The 22,804-nt window shown below is 63.0% G+C and carries 20 protein-coding genes; 12 read left to right on the top strand and 8 right to left on the bottom strand.

Translation table 11 applies throughout. The features are described from left to right. Positions 1–152: 152 nt before the first annotated feature. Positions 153–485 (bottom strand): hypothetical protein, encoded by a 333-nt coding sequence (locus BBJ66_RS01125; RefSeq protein WP_049735671.1) that lies wholly within the window; start codon positions 483–485, stop codon positions 153–155. Between the two features lie 59 nt (positions 486–544). Beyond that, the gene (locus tag BBJ66_RS01120) at positions 545–2,188 is read right to left on the bottom strand and encodes a GumC family protein (RefSeq protein WP_071084374.1); all 1,644 of its coding nucleotides are present in this window, start codon (positions 2,186–2,188) and stop codon (positions 545–547) included. Between the two features lie 135 nt (positions 2,189–2,323). Between BBJ66_RS01120 and BBJ66_RS01115 the strand changes: the two genes are divergently transcribed. From BBJ66_RS01115 to BBJ66_RS01065, 11 genes are all read left to right on the top strand, one after another. Beyond that, complete coding sequence (locus BBJ66_RS01115) at positions 2,324–3,373, top strand: glycoside hydrolase family 5 protein (protein ID WP_071084372.1); 1,050 nt, start codon at positions 2,324–2,326, stop codon at positions 3,371–3,373. 2 nt (positions 3,374–3,375) lie between these two features. Further along, entirely contained in the window at positions 3,376–4,644 is a 1,269-nt protein-coding gene (locus BBJ66_RS01110; protein WP_049735674.1) for a hypothetical protein, read from the top strand. A 55-nt stretch (positions 4,645–4,699) separates the two neighbouring features. Beyond that, positions 4,700–5,716 (top strand): acyltransferase family protein, encoded by a 1,017-nt coding sequence (locus BBJ66_RS01105; protein WP_071084370.1) that lies wholly within the window; start codon positions 4,700–4,702, stop codon positions 5,714–5,716. 215 nt (positions 5,717–5,931) lie between these two features. Further along, positions 5,932–6,816, top strand: coding sequence for a formyltetrahydrofolate deformylase (gene purU / locus BBJ66_RS01100; protein ID WP_071084368.1), 885 nt, complete (start codon positions 5,932–5,934; stop codon positions 6,814–6,816). Between the two features lie 119 nt (positions 6,817–6,935). Then, positions 6,936–9,857 (top strand): aminotransferase, encoded by a 2,922-nt coding sequence (locus tag BBJ66_RS01095; protein ID WP_071084366.1) that lies wholly within the window; start codon positions 6,936–6,938, stop codon positions 9,855–9,857. 519 nt (positions 9,858–10,376) lie between these two features. Beyond that, the gene (locus BBJ66_RS01090; protein ID WP_003544544.1) at positions 10,377–10,571 is read left to right on the top strand and encodes a hypothetical protein; all 195 of its coding nucleotides are present in this window, start codon (positions 10,377–10,379) and stop codon (positions 10,569–10,571) included. 128 nt (positions 10,572–10,699) lie between these two features. Beyond that, a complete protein-coding gene (locus tag BBJ66_RS01085) occupies positions 10,700–11,695 on the top strand; it encodes a P1 family peptidase (protein ID WP_071084363.1) in 996 nt (331 codons plus the stop codon). Positions 11,696–11,735: 40 nt separating this feature from the next. Further along, positions 11,736–12,641 (top strand): LysR family transcriptional regulator, encoded by a 906-nt coding sequence (locus BBJ66_RS01080; protein ID WP_071084361.1) that lies wholly within the window; start codon positions 11,736–11,738, stop codon positions 12,639–12,641. A gap of 138 nt (positions 12,642–12,779) precedes the next feature. Then, positions 12,780–14,309 carry an ABC transporter substrate-binding protein gene (locus BBJ66_RS01075; protein ID WP_190238047.1) on the top strand — a complete coding sequence of 510 codons (1,530 nt, stop codon included), beginning with the start codon at positions 12,780–12,782 and terminating at the stop codon, positions 14,307–14,309. Between the two features lie 180 nt (positions 14,310–14,489). Next, positions 14,490–15,437 (top strand): ABC transporter permease, encoded by a 948-nt coding sequence (locus tag BBJ66_RS01070; RefSeq protein WP_071084359.1) that lies wholly within the window; start codon positions 14,490–14,492, stop codon positions 15,435–15,437. A gap of 3 nt (positions 15,438–15,440) precedes the next feature. After that, a complete protein-coding gene (locus tag BBJ66_RS01065) occupies positions 15,441–16,301 on the top strand; it encodes an ABC transporter permease (RefSeq protein ID WP_071084357.1) in 861 nt (286 codons plus the stop codon). On the opposite strand, the gene BBJ66_RS01060 is transcribed toward BBJ66_RS01065, so the two are convergent. The 3 genes from BBJ66_RS01060 to BBJ66_RS01050 all read right to left on the bottom strand — a co-directional run bounded on the left by BBJ66_RS01060 (position 16,302) and on the right by BBJ66_RS01050 (position 19,096). After that, a complete protein-coding gene (locus BBJ66_RS01060) occupies positions 16,302–17,159 on the bottom strand; it encodes a C40 family peptidase (protein ID WP_071084355.1) in 858 nt (285 codons plus the stop codon). Positions 17,160–17,193: 34 nt separating this feature from the next. After that, positions 17,194–17,544: a MarR family transcriptional regulator gene (locus BBJ66_RS01055; protein ID WP_007634042.1), complete on the bottom strand. Its 351-nt coding sequence runs from the start codon at positions 17,542–17,544 to the stop codon at positions 17,194–17,196. Positions 17,545–17,704: 160 nt separating this feature from the next. After that, on the bottom strand, positions 17,705–19,096 hold the full coding sequence (locus tag BBJ66_RS01050; protein WP_071084353.1) for a leucyl aminopeptidase family protein: 1,392 nt from the start codon (positions 19,094–19,096) through the stop codon (positions 17,705–17,707). Between the two features lie 143 nt (positions 19,097–19,239). On the opposite strand from BBJ66_RS01050, the gene BBJ66_RS01045 reads away from it, so the two are divergent. After that, positions 19,240–20,076 (top strand): tetratricopeptide repeat protein, encoded by an 837-nt coding sequence (locus BBJ66_RS01045; protein WP_049734183.1) that lies wholly within the window; start codon positions 19,240–19,242, stop codon positions 20,074–20,076. 9 nt (positions 20,077–20,085) lie between these two features. Here the strand turns inward: BBJ66_RS01045 and BBJ66_RS01040 are convergent, their stop codons facing one another. The 3 genes from BBJ66_RS01040 to BBJ66_RS01030 form a co-directional block, all read right to left on the bottom strand. Continuing rightward, positions 20,086–20,718 (bottom strand): LysE family translocator, encoded by a 633-nt coding sequence (locus BBJ66_RS01040; RefSeq protein WP_071084352.1) that lies wholly within the window; start codon positions 20,716–20,718, stop codon positions 20,086–20,088. A 74-nt stretch (positions 20,719–20,792) separates the two neighbouring features. Next, a complete protein-coding gene (locus tag BBJ66_RS01035; RefSeq protein WP_071084350.1) occupies positions 20,793–21,779 on the bottom strand; it encodes a type II secretion system F family protein in 987 nt (328 codons plus the stop codon). A 15-nt stretch (positions 21,780–21,794) separates the two neighbouring features. Then, complete coding sequence (locus tag BBJ66_RS01030; RefSeq protein WP_071084348.1) at positions 21,795–22,802, bottom strand: type II secretion system F family protein; 1,008 nt, start codon at positions 22,800–22,802, stop codon at positions 21,795–21,797. Between the last annotated feature and the right edge of the window lie 2 nt (positions 22,803–22,804).

The following is a 22,804-nucleotide window of genomic DNA, read 5'->3' as shown; positions in this document are numbered from 1 at the left end:
CGGGGACGCGATCGGCCTATACAAGCGGCTGGGCTTTGCGGCAGCCGAAAGCCTGCTGCTGCAGCGCGCCGAGGAAGAGGGCGTGGTCAAATATTCGGTCGGCGATCGACCCAACAGCTACATCCGGCGGCTTTGCCGACCGGCTGAGGTGCTTACCGCACCGGCTGATAGTGGCCGCGCAGCGGCACCTTGTCGTCCATCGAGATGAAGCCGTCGCGTTCGCAGACATACATCAGCGTCGGCATGCCGCCCGAGCGGAAGATCTCGTCGTAGCGGCGGCGGATCTGGACGGTTTCGGTGCGGCAATTATAGGATTCCTCCTCCTTCTTGTCCGGCTGCGCCTTGACGCCGGGCAGGCCCTTGTAGGGGTAGAGGGGCTGAACGCCGGAATCGAGTGATTTCGTCCAGTCGACGGCAAAGGCCGACGCGGGTGCCAGGCTGGACACGGCAACGAGCGACATCAGAAGCACCATCACAAGCCGCATTGGAATTCTCCTGCCGGCAATAGGCCGTTCACAGGATGTAGGAGAACCGGGGATCGTGATCAAGCAGCCGCAGCCGGCGATTTCCTGAAATAGCTTTTGATGACGGGATGGCTGAAGAGGCCGGCGAGGATCGCAAAACCGGCGCCGACGACGAAACCGGCGAGAAGACCGCCGATAACGCCGGCGATGAGCAGGATCTTCTTTCCCGGCCCGTCGGCCTTGACCGGCGGCTCGGCCGGCGAGATGACGCGAATGTTGCTCTGGTTGAGGTTCTGCTCCTCGCTCGTCTGGCTGGAGCGCTTCAGCACCGTCTCATAGATATCGCGCGCCGCCGTCGCCTTGCGCTGCAATTCGTTCAGTTCCACCTGCTTGTCCGAAGTGCTCGCCTGCAGCGCTTTCTGGACGGCAAGCTCCTTGGCGATACTGTCCTCGGCGGCCTTGGCCTGCTCGTACTCGCCCCTTGCCGAGGTGGCGAGACGCTGCAATTCACCCTTGATTTCGCCTGATATGCTCTGCAGCGAGGAGCGGGCTGCCTGCAGGCGGGGATGACGCGTGCCCATCTGGCTTTCGAGGCTGCCGACAGCAGCGGCTTGGGTGGCATATTGCTGTCGCAGGCTGACCAGCGGCGAGGTGACGCCGCCCTCCGCCTGATTGCCGGCAACGATGTCCTCGACGCGCAGATTGGCGACGGCATCGGCGCGGGCCTTGGCCTGGATGGTCTTTTCCTGCGCCGTCACCAGTATTGTGTTCAGCGAGACGAGCCGCTGGTCGGAAATCAGATTGCCTTCGGTGGCGGCCATGTCGTTGTCGGCGCGGAAGGTTTCGACGGCCTGCTCGGCCTCCAGCACCTTCTGGCGCAGATCGTCGAGGCGTCCGTCAAGCGTCGAGGAGGTGTTTTCGTAGATGCCGTTCGAGGCGCTGTTTTCTTCCTCGGTGAAGGAGGTGACGACCTGGTTGGCAAGCCGTGCGGATTTCTCGGGATCGTTGGTCGTCGCGGCAAGCGAAACGACATAGGTGCTGGCCTGGCGGGTAATGACCAATGCCTTCTGCAGGGCGCCGATCACGGCGGCGCCATCGGTGCGGCCGCCGGTGAATTCCGGATCCTGATCGAGCTTCATGGTCTCGACGACACGGCGCAGCACGTTGCCCGAGGTCAGGATCTGCACCTGGCTGTCGATCAGCGTCGAGATCATTTCCGGCGAAGGCCCCGACGATTGCCCGCCTGCATCGGCAAGGCCGATCTGGCGCGGATCGAAATAGAGGCTGCTGACGGCGGTGAATTTCTGCCCGATGGTGGGCGCCACCACTCCGCCGGCAACGGCACCGAGAAGGGCCAGACCGAGCACGATCAGCCGCCGGCTCCAGATCGCGGCGACGCTGGAGCGGAGGTCGAGAAGCGGTGCGGCCGATGCGGAGGCTGCGGCCGGGGGCGCGTCGACGACAGGCTGTTTCATGGGCGCAATCGGGGGCGGGGGCGCAGGCGCCGGGCGTTCGGATTGGCGGGTTTGCGCAACACTTGCCGACGGCGGCACAAAGGCGGGAGGAGCGGGGGCAGGAGAGGCAGGTTCGGGCGCCGGAGGGACGAAATCGTCCGGACGGACCACAGGACTGCGCGTACGCACGCCTTCCGGCGCAGTCTGAGGCGACTCATAACTGCGCCAGCCAGGGAGCCGGCTTACCCTGTTCCTGTCATACTGGTTCATACGCGCACTCGTGTCCCGCCCAGCATCAAAGACTGAAGCCGAGGTGCTGAGACTTTAGAAATTCTTAGCTAACGGACCGTTAAAATAATTCGAGCGACGCCGATGTTGCGATTTGCCTGGATTACGAGGGTAACCATGAGGACGAGACGACATCTGACAGCGCTGCTGCTTGCGGCCGCTCTCGTCCCCCCGCCGGCCCTTGCGGCCGACGCGCCCTGTTATCGTGGCGTCAATCTTTCCGGCGGCGAATATGGCGATCGCGACGGCATTTACGGCACGAACTATACCTATCCCAGTGAGGACACGATCGGCTATTTCGCCAAGAAGGGCATGTCGGTGATCCGGCTGCCCTTCCGCTGGGAGCGGCTGCAGCCGGCGCTCGGCGGACGGCTCGACGAGGACGAACTCAAGCGGATCAAAGATACCGTCGGCCTGATCCGCAAGCACGGAATGGCCGTGCTGCTCGACCCGCATAATTTCGGCTATTACGACAAGACGCAGGTCGGCACGGCGCCGGCGACGGATGCCGCCTTCGGTAATTTCTGGGCAAGGCTCGCGGTCGAATTCGCCAATCAGGACGGCGTTCTCTTCGGCCTGATGAACGAGCCGCACGATATCAAGGCGACGGACTGGCTCGATGCCGCCAATGCGGCGATCCGCAGCATCCGCGCCGTCGGCGCCCGCAACCTCATCCTGGTGCCGGGCACCGCCTGGAGCGGCGCTCACAGCTGGGAGAAGGATGTGATCGGTGGCCCCAATGGCACGGTGATGCTCGGCGTGCGCGATCCGCTCGACTTCTACGCCTATGAGGTCCACCAGTATCTCGACATCGATTCCTCCGGAACCCATCCGACCTGCGAGGGTGCCGCCGCCGCTGTCGAAGCGATCGCCGGCGTCACCGCCTGGCTGAAGAAGAACCACAAGCGCGGCTTTCTCGGCGAATTCGGCGCCGCCGCCGACAAGGACTGCATGAACGGGCTGACCGAAATCTATGCCACCATGTCCGACAATGGCGACGCCTGGCTCGGCTGGTCCTATTGGGCGGCGGGCGAATGGTGGCCGGCCGACGAGCCGTTCAACGTCCAGCCGCAAAAGGGCGCTGAGCGGCCGCAGATGCGGCTCCTCGCCAGTTCGGCGAAAGCCAGAGCCGGCGCCTGCGCCAGCGTCAAGCCGGCGAGGAAGTGACAGTGGCGGCCGTCGACCAGAAGGCAGCTTTCTCTGTAGCCGGCAGTGCAGCCGGCGCAGCCTCGCGGACCGATTATCCCCTGCTCTGGCTCGGCCTGCTGTCGGTGCTCTACAACGGCATTCTCGCCTTCATCAACCACAATATCATGCCGCTCTCGATGACGCATGTCGCCGCCAGCGAAGGGCTGATCCTGGCGAGCGCCCTCATCTACATCCTGCACAAGGGGATCTACGAGACCGATCTCCCAGCTTTCCTGTTCCTGCTGTTCACACTTGTGGTGACCATCTATGTCAGCGTGCTCAACCGCATGCTGTTCGTCGATCATTTCCGCAACGTGCTGATTATCTTCTGCTTTACCGGCCTTGGCGGCTGGAGCAACGAGAAAACCATGAAGCTCGCCTTTCGCTGGGCGAGCCTTGCCGTCATGATCTTCCTGATCTTCGAGATCGTCAGCGTGCCGTTTTTTGTCAGTATCGTGCATCCGTCCGATTATTTCGCCAATACGCGCGGGCTGCTGCCGCTGAGCTACAACACAACGGGCCTGTTCCAGAACGCGCTCGGTTTTCCCGAGCGTTTCTCCTTCGGCATCATCGACCACCGCTCGTCGTCGATCTTCCTCGAACAGGTGTCGCTCGCCAATTTCTGCGGCGTGATCGCGATCTATCTGATTTCCATGTGGGAAAGACTAGGCCGCTGGGATCGGTTGCTGTTCGTCGGCACGGCGGTGCTGATCCTGGTGACGAACGATACGCGCACGATGCTGATCTTCTGTTTTGCCTGCATCGTCGGCTATTTCGTCTTTCCGAAGATCCCGAGGAACTTCAATCTGGCGCTGATGCCGCTGATCGTCGCCGCCGGTTTCCTCGTCTACACCCTGAAGCCCAATGCGACCGGCGACAATTTCACCGGCCGCATCAACCTGACGATGAAAAAGATCATGGAGCTCGATCCGCTCGCCGTCCTCGGCCTTTCGGTCGACCGGGTCGCGGAATTTGCCGACAGCGGCTATGTCTACCTGATCTACGCGGCGACGATCTTCGGCGTCATCGCCCTCTGGCTGTTCGTCTGCCTCTTTCCCGCCGGGCGCACGGCGGCGCAGCGGCGCTGCGCCCATTCACTTTCTCTTTTCATTTTTCTGAATATGATGATCGGGGGGACCGCCGTTTTCTCGATGAAGATCGCCGGGCTCCTGTGGTTCGTCGTCGGATATATGCGCTTCCACGACAGCCCGCGCATCCGGCAGGATCGTGCGGCTTATGTAGAGAGTTGACCGCAGCGGCACGGTGGAGACCGTCGCCCGCAAGCCCCGGGGAGCAAGACATCAGATGCTTGTCCAGCTTCAATATCTGCGCGCCGTCGCGGCGCTGATGGTCGTCTATTTCCACGCGATCCTGCAGCTTGCCAAGGTCAATCCCGCGCTCGACGCGACTGCCTTCGTCTATGGCGAGACCGGCGTCGACATCTTCTTCGTGCTCAGCGGTTTCGTGATGTGGCTGACGACGAGCGGACGGGCGATGAGCCCCATCGATTTCGCCCGCCGGCGCATCAAACGCATCGTCCCGCTCTATTGGCTGGCAACGCTGTTTTCGGCTGTCGTGGCGCTGGTGGCCCCGTCACTGCTGAAATCGACAGTGTTCGACCTGCCGCATCTGATCGCCTCGCTGTTTTTTCTGCCATGGGCCAATGCCGCCGATCCGAACACGATCACCCCCGTCGTCGTGCCGGGCTGGACGCTGAACTACGAAATGTTCTTCTATCTTATCTTCGCGCTGCTGCTGCCGCTCTCGGAAGCCCGCCGCATCCCGGCGATGTTTGCCGTCTTTTCCGTCATCCTGATCGCCTGCCGGCTGCTGCCGGAGATGACGGCCACCCGGTTCTACGGCGAGCCGATCATCCTGGAGTTTCTCGCCGGCGCCGTGCTCGGCTGGCTCTACCGGCAGAAGGTGCTTCTGCCGAACCGCTGGGCATGGGCGGCACTGGCCATGGGCTTTGCGTTCCTCCTCATCAACGAGGCGCTGATGCCGCCGGAAAGCCGGTTCTACGCCTGGGGGATTCCGGCGATCTTCATCGTCTACGGCGCGGTCTCCATCGATTTTTCCAGGCTGCCGGTCCTCACATGGCTGAACTATCTCGGCGACTGTTCCTACAGCATCTATATCACCCACGCCTTCACGCTCGCGTTTCTGAGGGTCGCCGCCGACCGCCTGCCGATCGGTATCCTGCAGCAGCCGGTGCTGTTCGTGATCCTGTCGCTGGTGCTCTCGTCGATCGGCGGCGCCATCATCCACGAAATCACCACGCCCCGCCGCAAGGTCGCGGTGGCGGGCCGCCCGCCGGCCTAAAATCGGCACTTGAGGCGAGAATACGCATGCCCACGGCGCTGGCGGCACAGTTTTTCGCGTAACTTCTCCTAAGCTAGGCCCAGCGTGAGAGAATTTGCAGAAGCATGATGGTTTGCCTTGCAATTTGTCGCATGAATGAAAGCGCACCGGCCTGTTCGCGGCCCGGGCTTTGATCTAAGCACGGCGGCGGCCTTGCAGAGGGAAGAGGGAAAGACATGAGAAGCTATGTATTGACGGTATCCTGCAAATCGACGCGCGGCATCGTTGCGGCGATTTCGAGCTATCTGGCGGAGAAGGGCTGCAACATCATCGACAGCTCGCAGTTCGACGATCTCGATACCGGCAAGTTCTTCATGCGCGTCTCCTTCATTTCGGAGGAGGGGCTTTCCGGCACCGAGATCGGCGCCGATTTTGCCGCCGTCGCCGCACCATTCGAGATGGATTACGAATTCCACGACAGCGAGAAGCGCATGAAGGTGCTGCTGATGGTGTCGCGCTTCGGCCATTGTCTCAACGACCTGCTCTACCGCTGGAAGATCGGCGCCCTGCCGATCGACATCGTCGGCGTCGTCTCCAACCATTTCGACTACCAGAAGGTCGTGGTCAACCACGATATCCCCTTCCACCATATTCCGGTCACCAAGGCCAACAAGGTGCAGGCCGAAGCCCATATCATGTCGGTGGCCGAGCAGACCGGCACCGAGCTGATCGTGCTTGCCCGCTACATGCAGATCCTGTCGGACGAGATGTGCAGCAAGATGTCGGGCAAGATCATCAACATCCACCATTCCTTCCTGCCGTCCTTCAAGGGCGCCAACCCCTACAAGCAGGCCTATGGCCGCGGCGTCAAACTGATCGGGGCGACGGCCCATTACGTCACCGCCGATCTCGACGAAGGCCCGATCATCGAGCAGGACACGGCGCGCATCACCCATGCTCAGTCGCCCGACGACTATGTCTCGATCGGCCGCGACGTCGAAAGCCAGGTGCTGGCCCGCGCCATCCACGCCCATATCCATCACCGCACCTTCATCAACGGCAATAGAACCGTCGTCTTCCCGGCAAGCCCCGGCAGCTACGCTTCCGAACGCATGGGTTGAACGCGGTCGAGACCCACATCTCTTTTGCTGGCAACCGGCAATCTCCCGTTGCCTGCCAGCAGCAAGTATTTGATTATCGCCTTCAATAGATAATCGAATCATGCTGCGGGAGGGGTGTCATGACCGACGAGGCGCTTGTTGATCGCATGACGCTGCCGCGTCCCGACGTCACCGTCGCGGACGCGGAAGAGATCCTTCTTGCCCATTACAGCCTGTCCGGCACCATAGCCGAACTCGGCAGTCAGCAGGATCGGAACTACCGCGTCGATAGCGATCGCGGCCGCTACGTTCTGAAGATCTGCCATGCCGCCTACGAGACCCGCGAACTCGAGGCGCAGAATGCGGCGATCCATCACCTCAAGAGCAGGCAGGATGCGCCGCGCGTTCCCAATGTGATCGCCGCCAATGACGGACGCGAGATCGTCGTGCTCACCGTGCGCGGGCAAGGCTGCCAGGTCCGGCTGCTGGAATATCTGGAAGGCCAGGGGCTGACGGAACTGAGCTATCTGGCGCCGGCCTCCGTCGCCGCACTGGGCGCTCTCTGCGCGCGGCTGGCGCAGGCGCTTGCCGATTTCAACCATCCCGGCCTCGACCGCAGCCTGCAATGGGATCTCCGGCGGGCGGGGCCGGTCGCCGTGCAACTGCTTTCCGCCATCACCGACAGCACCGCGCGCGACCGGATCGCCAAAACCATGGTGATGGCCGTTCGCCGCATCCAGCCCCTGGCGCCGTCGCTTCGGCTACAGGCGGTGCATCACGACGTCACCGGCGACAATGTCGTCGGCCATCGCAGCGCCCATGGCCATATCATTCCCGACGGGGTGATCGATTTCGGCGACATCATCCGCGGCTGGCTGGTCGGCGACCTCGCCGTCACATGTGCCTCGCTGCTGCATCAGGCCGCGGGCGACCCTTTTCACATCCTGCCTGCCGTCACCGCCTATCAGGCGATCTATCCGCTGACCGAGGACGAACTGAAGGCGCTCTGGCCGTTGATCGTCGCCCGCGCGGTCATTCTCGTCGCCAGCAGCGAGCAGCAGATTTCGGTCGATCCCGACAACGACTATGTCCGCGGCAATCTCGATCGCGAGCGGGCGATCTTCGATACGGCGATGTCGGTTCCCTTCGAATTGATGGAAGCAGCAATCCTCCAGGCCGCCGGCGGCGATGTCGCCGCCCCGGAAACATCGGAATGGCTGCCGCTGCTGCCCGACATCGATCCCGCCGGGATCGCCTATGTCGATCTCGGGGTGCGGAGCCCGCATTTTTCCGCCGGCAACTGGCTGAATGCCGACATGGACTGGCGGCTGCTTGCCCGGGCTGCGACCGAAAGCGGCACGGCGGCGACGCGCTACGGCGAATATCGGCTTTCCCGGGCGGGAATCGCCGGCAGACAGGCGACCTGCGCCCTGCATATCGATATATGCCTTGCCGCCGGCAGCGCGGTTGCCGCGCCCTTCGCCGGCCGCATCGGCTGGAAGGACCAGCATCTGACACTGACCGGCGACGGCATGACCCTGCACCTCGACGGGCTCGACCCCACGGTCGAGGACGGCGCCGAGCTTGCAAGCGGCGAGCCGCTCGGCACGGTCGTCGGCGAGGCTTCGTCGCTCGGCGGACTGCGCGTCCAGCTTTGCAGCGTCGCGGGGCTTGAGCCGCCGCTCTTTGCCACGCCGCGCGAGACGGCGGCCTGGTCGGTGCTCTGCCCTTCGCCCTCGCTGCTTCTCGGCCCTGGAGCCGATGCGCCGAAACCTGAAACCGCCGCGCTGCTCGCCAGGCGGCAGGCGCATCTGGCAGGGGCTCAGAAGAATTATTACGCAGCGCCGCCCCAGATCGAGCGCGGCTGGAAGGAGCATCTGTTCGATGTCGAGGGCCGCGCCTATCTCGACATGGTCAACAATGTCTCCATTCTCGGCCATGGCCATCCCAAGCTTGCGGCGGCGATCAGCGCCCAATGGCTGCGGCTCAACACCAACTCACGCTTCCACTATGCCGCGATCACGGAATTTTCCGAACGGCTCGCAGCACTTTTGCCGGACGGGCTGGACGCGGTCTTCCTGGTCAACAGCGGCTCTGAGGCGAACGATCTGGCGATCCGGCTGGCGCAGGCTCATAGCGGATCGCGCAACATGCTCTGCCTGCTCGAAGCCTATCATGGCTGGTCGTCGGCAAGTGACGCCGTTTCCACCTCGATCGCCGACAATCCTGAGGCTCTGACCACCCGGCCCGACTGGGTGCATGCGGTCGTGTCACCGAATACCTATCGCGGCGCCTTCCGCGGCCCCGATACGGCCGCCGGCTATCTCGGCGCCATAACGCCGGTGCTGGAAGCAATCGACGCCGGCGGCGAGGGCCTTGCCGGCTTCATCTGCGAATCGGTCTACGGAAATGCCGGCGGCATTCCGTTGCCGGATGGCTATCTCAGAGAGATCTACGCACAGGTGCGCGCCCGCGGCGGCCTCTGCATCGCCGATGAAGTGCAGGTCGGTTATGGCAGGCTCGGACATTATTTCTGGGGTTTCGAACAGCAAGGGGTGGTGCCCGACATCGTCACCATCGCCAAGGGCATGGGCAACGGCCATCCGCTCGGCGCCGTCATCACCACCCGGGAGATCGCTCGGTCGCTGGAGAAGGAGGGCACTTTCTTTTCCTCCACCGGCGGCAGCCCGGTCAGCTGCATCGCCGGCATGACGGTGCTCGACATCATGGCCGAGGAAATGCTGCAGGAAAATGCGCGCACGGTCGGCGATCATCTGAAGGCGCGGCTTGCCGCGCTGATCGACAGCCATCCGATCGCCGGCGCCGTGCACGGCATGGGCCTCTATCTCGGGCTCGAATTCGTCCGCGACAGAACGACGCTGGAGCCGGCGACCGAAGAGACGGCGGCAATCTGCGACCGGCTGTTGAGCCTCGGCGTCATCATGCAGCCGACCGGCGATCACCAAAATGTGCTGAAGATCAAACCGCCGCTCTGCCTCAGCATTGAAAGCGCGGATTTCTTCGCCGACATGCTGGAAAAGGTGCTCGACGAAGGCTGGTGAGCGAGGTGGTTCCGGCATTAACCAAATCGGTCATTTCGAGGCATGTCGACTTTTAACGAAACGGCCCATTGCCTGAATCAGCCGGGCTTCCTATCTCTGCTGCGGCGATCGAAAGAGTTTCGATTCTGTCATGCGAATTTTACGAAGAGCTGATATGTTTCTTTCCGTAAAGCTCGGCTGGGATGGAATGAATTTTTTCGGATCGTCGATATTTTGACACGTTTCGGAATATGTTTCTGACAGGCTGCAGGGTAATCTCTACTAAGTTAGTAGATTATCAATGGCAGCCATCGCCGGCCCCGGGCTCTTCTGGGACCTCTCAAGTGCAACGCCAACGCAAGGAACGAGCATGATAGACATCGATATTCTCGCCGACCTTGGGCGATCTGTGCTTGGCAATGACCGTCCGGGCGCCCTCTCCCGCCCGAACTGTCGAATGTGACGTTCGTCCTCCTTTCAACGGTACCAGACAAGTCAATTCGTCATGGCTGTGCATGTCGCGCGGCAGGAGTTCTATCTATGAAGAAGCAAGTTATCGAATATGCAGGCGTTCCCGTCGGGATCGTCATTCCCGATGAAGACCGGCTGAAGTTCATCGCCGTGAAATTTCATGTCCACGACCTCGACGAGCAGCGTTTCGGCTCGCCTGACGAGGTGCGGCTGGCCATCCACGATCTGATGACCCGCCGTCATCCGAAGCCGCTTCATGCCTGAGGGCATCCGGCCGGCATCGCATTCACGGCTTGTCCCGATCTCCGACCGGTCCCGCCATTTGGGGCCGGTCTTGTTTTTTGAGGGCAATTGCAGTCCTATCGGCGGCCTATCCGCATAAGGATCCGCCCTTGCCCGATCTTCTCAACCTCATCACCGACATCGACGGCGTTTCCGTCGGTCACGCGACCGACCTTGCGCTCGGTTCCGGCGTCACGGTCATCGTCTTCGACGCGCCGACCGTCGCCTCCGGCACGGTGCTCGGCGGCGCGCCGGGCGGGCGCGACACCGGCCTGCTCGATCCGTCGATGACCGTCAACGCCGTCGATGCCTTCGTGTTCTCCGGCGGCTCCGCTTTCGGGCTGGATGCCGCCGGCGGCGTGCAGGCGGGATTGCGCGAACTCGGCCGCGGCTTCGCGGTCGGGCCGGTGCGCATACCGATCGTGCCGCAAGCAATCCTGATGGACCTGCTGAACGGCGGCGACAAGGATTGGGGGCTGCATTCGCCCTATCGCGACATGGGCTATGCGGCGGTGAAGGCGGCGGCCAAGGGCGCCTTCGCGCTCGGCACGATAGGCGCCGGCACGGGGGCGACGACGGCCACCTTCAAGGGCGGGCTCGGCTCGGCCAGCGCGGTCAGCAGTGCCGGGCATCGCGTCGCGGCAATCGTCGCCGTCAATGCGCTCGGCTCGGCAACGATCGGCGACGGGCCCCATTTCTGGGCAGCCCCCTTCGAGAAGGACGCAGAATTCGGCGGGCTCGGCATGCCTGCGATGCCCGATCACAGGATGCGGCTCAAGGGCATGAATACGCCGGCAACGACGATCGGCGCAGTGGTGACCGACGCGCAGCTGACCAAGGCCGAGGCGCACCGGCTTTCGCTGGCCGGCCATGACGGTCTTGCCCGGGCGCTGCTGCCGGCGCACCTGCCGCTCGACGGCGATACCGTTTTTGCCGCCTCAACGGCCAGGCATCGCCGAGACGACATGGCGAGCCTGATGGAGCTTTGCCATCTTGCCACCATCGTCATGGCGCGGGCGATCGCCCGCGGCGTCTACGCGGCCACCGCGCTGCCGGCCAAGGGCGCGCAAAAGGCATGGCGCGACCGCTATGCCGACGGTCAATGATTGAATAGGGTCCGACCCGGGGAATGGCGGAGAGACGTGAATGCAGATCCGGGCGCTGATGTATTTCGACGAGCTGGTCAGGACCAATTCGATGCGCCAGGCGGCCGAAAACCTCAATGTCGCGCCGACGGCGATCAGCCGGCAGATCGAAAACCTCGAATCTCATTTCGGCGCGCCGCTGGTCGAGCGCAGCTCCCGCGGCGTCAAGCTGACGGCTGCCGGAGAACTGCTTGCCGCCCGCGCCGGCCGCACCCTGCGCGAACTCGATCACGTCCAGCAGCTGATCGAAGACTTGAAGGGTCTGCAACACGGCCATGTCAGCATCTATGCCAATGGCGCCACACTCACCAGCCTGCTGGCGCCGGTGCTGGCGGAATTCAGCCTGAAATATCCAAAGCTGCGCTTTACCGTGACGATCAGCAGCGCGCGGGAGGCCGTCGACGCCGTCAGCAGCGCTGCGGCGGATATCGCCGTGACGCTGTTTGCGCCGGTCATGTCAGGCACCAAGGTCCGGCTGCGTTCCGAGATCGCCTATGATCTTATCGTCGCGCCGCGGCATCCGGCGGCTGCGCTGCCCGACATCCCCTTGAGAACGCTTGCCGACTACCCGCTGGCGCTGCCGGAGCATTCCTTTGGTTTCCGTCAGGCCTTCGACGCGCTGATCGAAAAGGAGGGAGTGGATCTCGACCCCGTATTCGTCACGAGTTCGATCGAGATGTTGAAGGAGCTTGTCCTCAGCGGGGCTGCGGCCACATTATTGCCGGCGCTTGCCGTTCGCCGCGAGATCGAAGCCGACCAGCTGCGCGCCATCCCGCTTGCCGGCAAGAGCATTCGCACCCATGTCGACCTCTCCATCGCGCCCGACAGGCAGCTGTCTTTTGCGGCGGCGACCCTGGTCGACTTCATCGAAAACTTCATGCGCGAACGCATGAAGATCAAAGGCTAAAGCTTGCCTTTGCACCCAATTTGCTGTGTAGCTGTTTCGGCTACACCGATTGCAAAAAATCCTCATAATGTGTTCACGTGTAGTCCGTCGTCTATTGATGAAAGGCCTTCGCTTTGAGCGTGGCCAGACAGGGACATGATGATCAAGCTTTCCTTCGTGCCGCCGGCGCGCTTCGCCCGGCAGATTTCCCTCAGGGCTGCGCTTACGGCGGGATTGGTGATGGCTGCGATGGCGCCGGCCGAGGCGGCGAAGACCACCCTCACCCTCGGCATGAGCGTCGAGCCGACCGGCCTCGACCCGACGATCGCGGCACCGGTGGCGATCGGCCAGGTGACCTGGCAGAACGTCTTCGAGGGGCTGGTGACGATCGACCAGGCCGGCAGGATCCAGCCGCAACTGGCAAAAAGCTGGCAGATTTCGCCCGACGGCCTGACCTATACGTTCAAGCTGCAGAGCGGCGTAACATTCCATGACGGCGAGGTCTTCGATGCCGCTAGCGCCAAATTTTCGCTCGACCGCGCCCGCGGCGCGGATTCGGTCAACCCGCAAAAGCGCTTCTTCGCCTCGATCGCCTCGATCGAAACGCCCGATGCCGAAACGCTGGTGCTGCATCTCTCGGCGCCGACCGGCAGCCTGATCTATTGGCTCGGCTGGCCGGCTTCGGTGATGGTCGCGCCGAAGACGGCCACCGGCGACAAGGTGACACCAGTCGGCACCGGTCCCTTCAAATTCGCCAGCTGGGCGAAGGGCGACAAGGTCGAGTTGGAAAAGAATGCCGATTACTGGAACAAGGCTGCGGCCGCCAAGCTCGACAAGGTGACCTTCCGCTTCATCGCCGATCCGCAGGCGCAGGCGGCTGCGCTGAAATCCGGCGATCTCGATGCCTTTCCGGAATTTGCAGCACCCGAGCTGATGAGCTCCTTCGACGGCGATACCAGGCTCGTCACCCGGATCGGCAATACCGAGCTCAAGGTCGTCGCCGGCATGAACAATGCCAGGAAGCCCTTCGACGACAAGCGCGTGCGCCAGGCGCTGATGATGGCGATCGACCGCAAGACGGTGATCGACGGTGCGTGGTCGGGCCTCGGCACGCCGATCGGCAGCCATTACACGCCGAACGATCCCGGCTATCAGGATATGACGGATGTGCTCCCCTATGACGTCGAAAGGGCGAAAGCGCTGCTTGCCGAAGCCGGCTATCCCAACGGCTTCACCTTCACGATCAAATCACCGCAGATGGCCTACGCGCCGCGCAGCGCCGAGGTGATGCAGGCGATGTTTGCCGAGATCGGCGTGACGATGACGATCGAGCCGACCGAGTTTCCGGCGAAATGGGTCCAGGACATCATGAAAGACCGCAACTTCGACATGACGATCATCGCCCATGCCGAACCGCTCGACATCGACATCTACGGGCGCGATCCCTATTATTTCAATTACAAAAACCCAGTCTTCAACGCGCTGATGAAGAAGGTCCAGGAGACGACCGATCCCACCGCGCAGAATGCGATCTATGCGCAAGCACAGAAGATCCTCGCCGAAGACGTGCCGGCGCTCTACCTCTTCGTCATGCCGAAACTCGGGGTCTGGGACAGGAAGCTGAAGGGGCTATGGGAGAACGAGCCGATCCCGTCCAATGTATTGTCCGGGGTTTCGTGGGAGGAATAAGGCGGCCCTGAGGGGATACAGGAGACCCGACATGTATTTGGCCGATATCGGACGCAACCTTTCCCCTGTCTCGCCAAGTCAGGTCAACCCAGGCCGATATTGTTTGGTTTCGCTGGCGGATGACGCTCTTGGTGCCGGCGCATCAGAGAGCCGCCAAGCCACCCCGGCAGCGTGGCCCGCATGATCGCACTCCTCCTCCGCCGCTTCGCCGGTCTCCTCGTCACGCTCCTCATCGTCTCGCTGCTGATCTTCACCGTCATGGATCTCCTGCCCGGCGATCCCGCCTCGATCATGCTCGGCACCTCGGCAAGCCCGGAGACCGTAGCGGCGCTGCGGCATGATCTCGGGCTCGATCAGCCGCTCATCCTGCGTTACGGGCGATGGCTGGCCGGCGTATTCTCCGGCGATCTCGGCCAATCCTACACCTATGGCGTCCCGGTCGCCGGATTGATCGTCGCGCGGCTGGCGGTGACGCTGCCGCTGGCGATGATGGCGGTCGTGCTTTCGGTGGCGATCGCCCTGCCGCTCGGGGTGCTGGCCGCTTCGCGCCGCGGCGGCCTCTTCGACGTCATCGCCACGCTGTTTTCGCAGATCAGCATTGCCATGCCCGCCTTCTGGGTGGCGTTGCTGCTGATCATCCTGTTTTCGACGATGCTCGGGCTGATGCCGGCCGGCGGCTTTCCGGGCTGGAGTGCCGGCCTTCTGCCGGCATTGCAGGCGCTTGTCATGCCGGCCGTCGCGCTGGCGATGCCGCAAGCGGGCGTGTTGACGCGGGTGGCGCGTTCGGCGGTGCTCGAAACGCTGCATGAGGATTTTGCCCGCACAGCCGTCGCCAAGGGACTCTCCCGTAGGGTCGTGCTGTGGCGGCATATCGTGCCGAACGCGCTGATCCCGATCCTCACCATGATCGGGCTGCAGTTCACCTTTCTCGTCGCCGGCGCAGTGCTGGTGGAAAACGTCTTCAACCTGCCCGGTCTCGGGCGGTTGGCGCTGCAGGCGCTCTCCCAGCGCGACATCATCGTCATGCAGGATGTCGTGCTGTTCTTCGCCGCCCTCGTCATCCTGGTGAATTTCATCGTCGATCTCTCTTACCTCACGATCGATCCCAGGATGAGAAAGGCGGTTTGAGACATGGCTCCCGTCGTTTCCACCGCCGTTGCCGGCCGCCGCGGCCTTAAACTTAGCCGGCGAATGAACCTGATTTCCGGAGCCGTGATTATCGGCCTGCTGTTTGCCGTTGCGCTTCTGTCGCTCGTCTGGACGCCGCTGCCGCCGGCGAAAATGCAGATCATCCATAAGCTGCAGCCGCCGCTTGCCTTCGGCCTGCTCGGCACCGACCAGTTCGGCCGCGACGTGCTGTCGATGCTGATGGCGGGATGCTGGAATTCGCTGTCGATCGCCATCACCGCGGTTGCGGTCGGCGGGACGCTCGGCTCGATCGCCGGCATTTCCGCGGCGGCAATCCGCGGCCCTTTCGAAGCGCTGCTGATGCGCATCTGCGACGTCATCTTCGCGCTGCCGCCGATCCTGTCGGCGATGGTGCTCGGCGCCTTTCTCGGGCCCGGGCGCTTCACGGCGATCACCGCGATCGCCGTCTTCATGATCCCGGTCTTTGCACGGGTGACGCTGGCGACCTCGCTGCAGGCGTGGAGCCGCGACTATGTTATGGCGGCGCGCGCCCTCGGCAATACGCGCCTGACCATTTCGCTGCGCCATGTGCTGCCGAACATCATCAGCCAGATCATCGTGCATGGCGCCATTCAGCTGGGGCTGGCGATCCTGACCGAAGCCGGGCTCAGCTTTCTCGGGCTCGGCATGGCGCCGCCGGCGCCGACATGGGGTCGGATGCTGGCTGATGCGCAAACCTATCTGGCGCTTGCGCCCTGGCTGGCGATCCTGCCCGGCCTTGCCATCGCGCTCGCCGTCTTCGGTTTCAACATGCTTGGCGACGGCTTGCGCGACCTTCTCGATCCACGCGAGGTGCGACCCTGATCAGCCGATCGGACGGCGGTAACCGGTCGGCTGCTCGTAAAGCCAGCCGATGCGCTTGACGGCGGCCTCGAAATTCTCGCGCGCCACCGTCATGCTGTGGCCGTTGGCGTGGAGGATGGTTTCCGGATCCTCGAAGACGGCGACATGGCCCTTCCAGAACACCAGGTCGCCGCGGCGAATTTCGGAACGGTCGATCGGTTGGCCGAGGCCGGCGGCCTGCATGTCGCTATCGCGCGGCGCCTTTCTGCCGGTCATCAGCATCGCCAGCTGGACGAGACCGGAGCAATCGATACCAAGGCCGGAGCGTCCGCCCCAGAGATAGGGTGTCTCCAGGAAACGGGCTGCGATCTCGACGTAATCGGCGCCGTCGAGCCCGCCGATCGGCTGGACGTGTTTGGCGAAGATCGCGGTTCCATCCTTGAGCACGACATAGCGATTGCCGCGCGCTTCCGCCTCGCCGGCGACATGGATGCGGCTTCCCATGGACAGGATCGCCCGGTGGGGTTTGCGCAGCTCCGGTTCCGGATAGAGGAAGGTGCGCTGAACGGTGACGATATGGGTCGGCGCCATCAGGCTTTGCGAAAGCACCTCTTCAGGGAGATATCCGACATAACCGTCCGAGGCGGCTTTCACCCAGCACCAGCCGTTGGCGCGATCAAACACCGTCACATCCTCGCCGAGCAGCAGTTCGGTATCGATGCCACGCGCAGGTTCCGGTTCGGGACGCAAGCCGGCGACCGGAACGGCGACGCGGGCCGAGGCGCCTTCGACGAAGCGCAACGCCTCCACCTTGCCTTCGAGCCCCGCTTCGGCGAGATCGGGCCGATAGGCATGCAGCCGGCGGTCGAGCATCGTCATTGACATTCCTTTCAAGTGGCCTTTCAGAGGCCTCTCAGAGCGGCAGCCGGCGGGCCTGATCACGGACGAGGTCGCCGAGCTTTTCCAGGTATAGCGCGCCGCCGACGGTGCGCTTGATGATCACGCTGCGCCGGTCGGCATCGTCGCGCACACGATCGACAAGGCCCATCTCGCCCATGGTGTCCAGGGCGCGGGTGATGACCGGCTTGGTGACCTCAAGAGTCGCGGCAAGCCCGCGCACCGTATGCGGTGGCGGCACCAGATAAATATGCAGCAGGATCGCCATCTGGCGCAACGTCAAATCGCGGTCATCGTGGCGGACCTGATCGAGCGCCACGCCATGCCAGAGCCCCAACGCCTGCGAGGCGGTCAGTTCGATCGGCACGGCCCCTCCGGAAAATCGTTACGCTAACGTTTCATTTTCCGGCAGTTACCATGCACATGCAAGAGGCGGCAGGAATTGCCGCCCGGCAGGGTGAATAAAATTTTAACGATCGGCAGCGCGGGGCAATATGGGACCGCCCCCTCAGCCGTCGTTTGCACCGTCAGCGCAGGCTCTCGCGGATATGATGGAAGAGCGCGCGGATTGCCTGTGCTTCACCGCCGCCCGGCGAATGCGGCCGCTCGGACTGCGCCCAGCCGTAAATGTCGAAATGCGCCCAGCTCTTCGTCTTGCCGACGAAACGCTTGAGGAAAAGCGCCGCGGTGATCGCTCCCGCCATGCCGCCGGCCGGCGCGTTGGTGAGATCGGCGAATTTGGCGCGGATATCCTTTTCGTAGCCGGAATAGAGCGGCAGCCGCCAGATCGGATCGTCCGTTTCCAGGCTCGCTTCGGTCAGGTCGTGGGCCAGATTGGCGTCGTCGGTGAAGAAGGGTGGGAGATCAGAACCCAGCGCAACGCGGGCAGCGCCCGTCAGCGTCGCCATGTCGATCAGGAGATCGGGCTCTTCCTCGTCGGCATAGGCAAGCGCATCGGCAAGGATCAGACGGCCTTCAGCGTCGGTATTGTCGATCTGGACGGTCAGCCCCTTGCGGCTCTTATAGATGTCACCAGGGCGGAAGGCATTGGAGGAGATCGCATTTTCGACGACCGGGACAATGATGCGCAGATCGACCTTCAGCTTGGCGTCCATGATCATCAACGCAAGCCCCATGACATTCGCCGCGCCGCCCATGTCCTTCTTCATCAGCAGCATGGAGGCGGCAGGCTTGATATCGAGGCCGCCGGTATCGAAGCAGACGCCCTTGCCGACGAGCGTCACCTTGCGATGACCCTTCTTGCCCCAGCGCAGCTCGAGAAGGCGCGGCGCATCGACGCTGGCGCGGCCGACGGTATGAACCAGCGGGAAATTCTGCTCGAGCAGATCGTCGCCCGTGATAACCGATACCTCTGCCTTGTAATGTGCAGCCAAACCACGGAACACGGTTTCGAGCTGGTTCGGCCCCATGTCATTGGTCGGCGTATTGATGAGATCGCGGGCGAGAAAGACGCCGGCGAGCTGGCGTTTGATATCGGCACTGTCGGCATCGCGGGGGATCATCAGCGTCGCCGCCGGCGTTTTTTCGGACTTGTAGCGGTCGAAACGGTAGCTGCCGAGACCAAAGCCCAAAGCCAGGCGATTTGCCGTCAGCGGAGCAGTCTCGATGTGCCAGTCGCCGGCCGGCAGCGCCCGGGCGAGCCTGCCGGTGATGTAAGGCTGCTCGGACGGATTGGTGCCGAGGCCAAAAAGCGCGCCGCCGAGATGGCCCTCGGCCGTCGGGATCAGCAGCAGCGACCCGCTTTCCGCCTTGTAGCCCGCCCTCTGCGCCCAATCGAGCGCGATCGGATCGATCGTGCCGGTCTCGATATGGGCAGGGGTGACTGCAAAGATCGGCAGCGTCGAACCGCCCTTGGTGTTGAAAGGGGTCGGTCTCTCGATGAACTGATAGGGGGCCATGATTGTCCTTCGGCGGTCGCAAGGAATCACTCCTTAACGGTCTGTTAGGGTTAACAGACTATTGCTGGAGCGAAGATTGCGTCAAACCTTTCCCTGTTCCGCTTCGAGGTCAGGCGCCGATTTCGGAATCCAGGGAACGCGTCATGCCGGCCTCGCTCACCACCACATTCACCCATCGTATCCTGCAGGGCGCTGCGGCATCGCTGATCGTCCTGGCACTTGCCGGCTGCTCGACGACCAAGGATCGGATGACGACCGGCTCGGTGCCGAAGCTCACCAAGCCGGTCGAAGAGATGGACGCCACCGAGCTGCGCTCGGCAACCGACCGGCTCGGCCAGGCCTACGAAAAGAACCCGCGCGATCCGGTCACCGGCGTCAACTATGCCAATCTGCTGCGCATGAACGGTCGTGATGCGCAGGCTCTCGCCGTCATGCAGCAGGTGGCGATCAGCAATCCTGCCGACCGCAACGTGCTCGCCGCCTACGGCAAGGCGCAGGCGGCGGCCGGCCAGTTCCAGCAGGCGCTCGACACGATCGGCCGCGCCCAGACACCGGATCGTCCGGATTGGAAACTGATCTCGGCCGAAGGCGCGATCCTCGACCAGATGGGCCGGGCAAGCGATGCCCGGCAGCGCTACCGCGACGCACTCGACATCCAGCCGAACGAGCCCTCGATCCTTTCCAATCTCGGCATGTCCTATGTGCTGACCGGCGATCTGCGCACCGCCGAAACCTACCTGCGTTCCGCCGCCGGCCAGCCCACCGCCGACAGCCGCGTCAGGCAGAACCTCGCGCTCGTCGTCGGCCTGCAGGGGCGTTTCCCCGAAGCCGAGCAGATCGCGCGGCGCGAACTTTCGCCGCAACAGGCCGATGCCAATGTCGCCTATCTCCGCGGCATGCTCTCGCAGCAGAATTCCTGGCAGAAGCTTGCCGCCAAGGACAAGACGCCGGGTGCGGCGGACGCCAGCAACACCAACTGACAATGGGTTTTAGCGGGCGCTCAGGCCCGAAAAAACAAGACGAAGTCCGAGGCCGCCCATGACGGCACCGGCGGCCCGGTCGATCCAGCTCTTAGCCGCGAGATAGAGCCGCCGCGGATGGCGGGCCGAAAAGGCCAGCGCCACGATCGAATACCACCCCGCTTCCACCGCAAAGACGCCGAGCGGCAGCGCAACCATCAGATCGAGCGGCACCGTCCTTGGCAGAAGTGCGGCAAAGAGGCTGGCATAGACGATGATGGTCTTCGGGTTGCTGAGCTGGGTTAGCAGCGCGGTGGTGAAGCTCAGCCTCGGCGCGCGTTGGCCATCGCCGGCGTTGGAAACCTCCAGCGGCCGCGCAGCACCTCTCCAGATATTGACGGCGATATAGATGAGATAGGCGCCGCCTGCGACCTTCAGCAGGATATAGAGCCATTCGAACTGCGACAGCAGCGCCGTCAGCCCGGCGAGCGCCAGCACGGCAAAAACGACGCCGCCGGCGCCCATGCCGAGTGCGGCCGCAAGACCGTCCAGCCGTGACCGCGAAATGGCAATCCTGGAGACGACGACGAAACTCGGGCCGGGGCTCATCGCGCCGACCGCCAGGGCTGCCATGATGCTGATGAAAACGCCTACGGAAGACATTCAAGAACCCTCGTTCGGATCGAAGGTTACTGCATTATTCCTCAAATCGGAACCGGTTTAGACGGCAGCGAGCCTCAGAACTTGTCTGACACCTGGATACCGGCCGGACCGAGAATGACGGCGATCAGCACCGGCAGGAAGAACAGGATCATCGGCACCGTCAGTTTCGGCGGCAGAGCCGCCGCCTTCTTTTCCGCTTCGTTCATGCGCTCGTCGCGTCCTTCCTGAGCGAGGACACGCAGCGCCTGCGCCACCGGCGTGCCGTAGCGATCGGCCTGGATCAGCGCTTGAGTGACCGAGCGCACCAGCTCGATCTGGGTGCGCGTGGCAAGATTGTCGAGCGCCACGCGACGATCCGGCAGGAAGGAGAGCTCGGCCGTGGTCAGCACCATCTCCTCGGCAAGCGGCGGCGACTGCTCGCCGAGTTCTTCCGACACACGACGCATCGCCGCCTCGATCGAGATGCCCGATTCGACGCAGATCAGCATCAGGTCGAGCGCATCCGGCCAGGCACGTTTGATCGAGTGCTGACGCTTGCCCATGCGGTTCGAGATATAGATGTTCGGCGAGTAGAAGCCGAGATAGCCGATGCCGATGACGGCAAAGAGGCGGATGGGCGTGCCCCTGTCGGCGAGATTGCCGAGGCCGAAGACCCAGAAGGTGGCAAGCGCCAGGAAGAGGAAGGGCAGCAGGAAGCGCGCCACGAGGAAAGTATTCAGCGCATTCTCCGAGCGAAAACCGGCAGCGCGCAGCTTGTTGACGGTATTCTCGTCGACCAGCGCCTTGCGCAGGTTGAAGCGCTCGACGATCTGGCGGACCGAGCGATTGTTCTGGCTCCTGAGCGAAGCCTTGCCGGCGCCGGTTTCGGTGTTCATGCGGGCGCGTTCGCGCGCGCGGATCTGCTCGCGCTCTGTGGAAACAGCCTTCATACGCTTGTTGAGATCGCCCCGTTCGAAGAAGGGGACGGCAATCGTATAAAACGTGGCGAAGACCGCGATCGCCACGAGGAGCGCGATCAGCATGCTCGGATTGGTCAGGGTTGCGGCAAGGTCCTGCGACATGGTGCGTCCTTCCGGCTAAATGTCAAAATTGACCATGTTGCGCATGACGAAGATGCCGATCGACATCCAGATCGCCGAAACACCCATGATGAGGTGGCCGCGCGGATCGGTGAAAAGGATCATCATGTAGCTCGGCGACGTCAGATAGACGAGGGTCGCGACGATGAAGGGCAGCGCACCGATGATGACCGCCGACGCCTTGGCTTCCATCGAAAGCGCCGAGACCTTGGCCTTCATCTTCCGGCGCTCGCGCAACACCTTGGAGAGATTGCCGATCGCTTCCGACAGATTGCCGCCGGCCTGTGACTGGATGGCGATGACGATGGCGAAGAAGTTGACTTCCTGGAGCGGCATATGGAGCGTCATGCGGGCGCAAGCGTCGGGAATGCTGAGGCCCACCTGCTGCGCCTCGATCACCCGCCGGAACTCGCTCTTGACAGGCTCGGTGCCTTCGGTGGCGATAAGGCGGATGGCATCGTTGAGCGGCAGGCCCGATTTGATCGAGCGGGTGATGACGTCAAGCGCATTGGGGAGTTCGTTGAGGAACTTGTTCTGGCGGCGCTTGATCAGAAAGCCGACGATCCAGCGCGGCAGGCCGAGACCGGCGACGACCGCAATACCGATCATCACCATCGGCGACATGCCGATGATGAAAGCCATGAGCAGCAGCACGCAGGCGAAGATGGCGCTGATCAGATAGAATCTCCCGACCGTGACTGCCAGACCGGCTTGCACCAGCCGGGATTTCATCGACAGGGTCTTCTTGGTCTTTTCGTGCTGGCGCTTTTCCAGATCCTTGAGATTGTCCTGCACCGATTTCCGGCGCTTCGACATTTCCTGCACCCGGTCGCGGGCAGCCTTGACCTTGACCCGGTCGCTTTCGGCCGACTTGACACGGTCGATGCGACTTGCCGATTTCTTGTCGGCCTCGATCCGGGAATACATCAGCGCATAGGCGACCGCCGCCGCGGAGACGGCGGCGAGGACAACGATTGCCAGCACTATCGGATCGAACCCGAACATCT

This window comes from Rhizobium sp. RSm-3 (assembly GCF_001854685.1).
GTDB lineage: Bacteria > Pseudomonadota > Alphaproteobacteria > Rhizobiales > Rhizobiaceae > Rhizobium > Rhizobium ecuadorense.
Note: the sequence above shows the minus strand (reverse complement) of the source record. Positions and strands in the feature narration are given on the sequence as shown.

Bases quoted from the DNA above. Each gene is read 5' to 3' on its own strand.
- BBJ66_RS01035 (WP_071084350.1), bottom strand. From the start codon at position 21,779: ATGTCGCAGGACCTTGCCGCAACCCTGACCAATCCGAGCATGCTGATC.
- BBJ66_RS01070 (WP_071084359.1), top strand. From the start codon at position 14,490: ATGATCGCACTCCTCCTCCGCCGCTTCGCCGGTCTCCTCGTCACGCTC.
- BBJ66_RS01030 (WP_071084348.1), bottom strand. From the start codon at position 22,802: ATGTTCGGGTTCGATCCGATAGTGCTGGCAATCGTTGTCCTCGCCGCC.
- purU (WP_071084368.1), top strand. From the start codon at position 5,932: ATGAGAAGCTATGTATTGACGGTATCCTGCAAATCGACGCGCGGCATC.
- BBJ66_RS01125 (WP_049735671.1), bottom strand. From the start codon at position 485: ATGCGGCTTGTGATGGTGCTTCTGATGTCGCTCGTTGCCGTGTCCAGC.
- BBJ66_RS01050 (WP_071084353.1), bottom strand. From the start codon at position 19,096: ATGGCCCCCTATCAGTTCATCGAGAGACCGACCCCTTTCAACACCAAG.
- BBJ66_RS01065 (WP_071084357.1), top strand. From the start codon at position 15,441: ATGGCTCCCGTCGTTTCCACCGCCGTTGCCGGCCGCCGCGGCCTTAAA.
- BBJ66_RS01060 (WP_071084355.1), bottom strand. From the start codon at position 17,159: ATGACGATGCTCGACCGCCGGCTGCATGCCTATCGGCCCGATCTCGCC.
- BBJ66_RS01045 (WP_049734183.1), top strand. From the start codon at position 19,240: ATGCCGGCCTCGCTCACCACCACATTCACCCATCGTATCCTGCAGGGC.
- BBJ66_RS01090 (WP_003544544.1), top strand. From the start codon at position 10,377: ATGAAGAAGCAAGTTATCGAATATGCAGGCGTTCCCGTCGGGATCGTC.
- BBJ66_RS01105 (WP_071084370.1), top strand. From the start codon at position 4,700: ATGCTTGTCCAGCTTCAATATCTGCGCGCCGTCGCGGCGCTGATGGTC.
- BBJ66_RS01080 (WP_071084361.1), top strand. From the start codon at position 11,736: ATGCAGATCCGGGCGCTGATGTATTTCGACGAGCTGGTCAGGACCAAT.
- BBJ66_RS01095 (WP_071084366.1), top strand. From the start codon at position 6,936: ATGACCGACGAGGCGCTTGTTGATCGCATGACGCTGCCGCGTCCCGAC.
- BBJ66_RS01075 (WP_190238047.1), top strand. From the start codon at position 12,780: ATGATCAAGCTTTCCTTCGTGCCGCCGGCGCGCTTCGCCCGGCAGATT.
- BBJ66_RS01115 (WP_071084372.1), top strand. From the start codon at position 2,324: ATGAGGACGAGACGACATCTGACAGCGCTGCTGCTTGCGGCCGCTCTC.
- BBJ66_RS01040 (WP_071084352.1), bottom strand. From the start codon at position 20,718: ATGTCTTCCGTAGGCGTTTTCATCAGCATCATGGCAGCCCTGGCGGTC.
- BBJ66_RS01120 (WP_071084374.1), bottom strand. From the start codon at position 2,188: ATGAACCAGTATGACAGGAACAGGGTAAGCCGGCTCCCTGGCTGGCGC.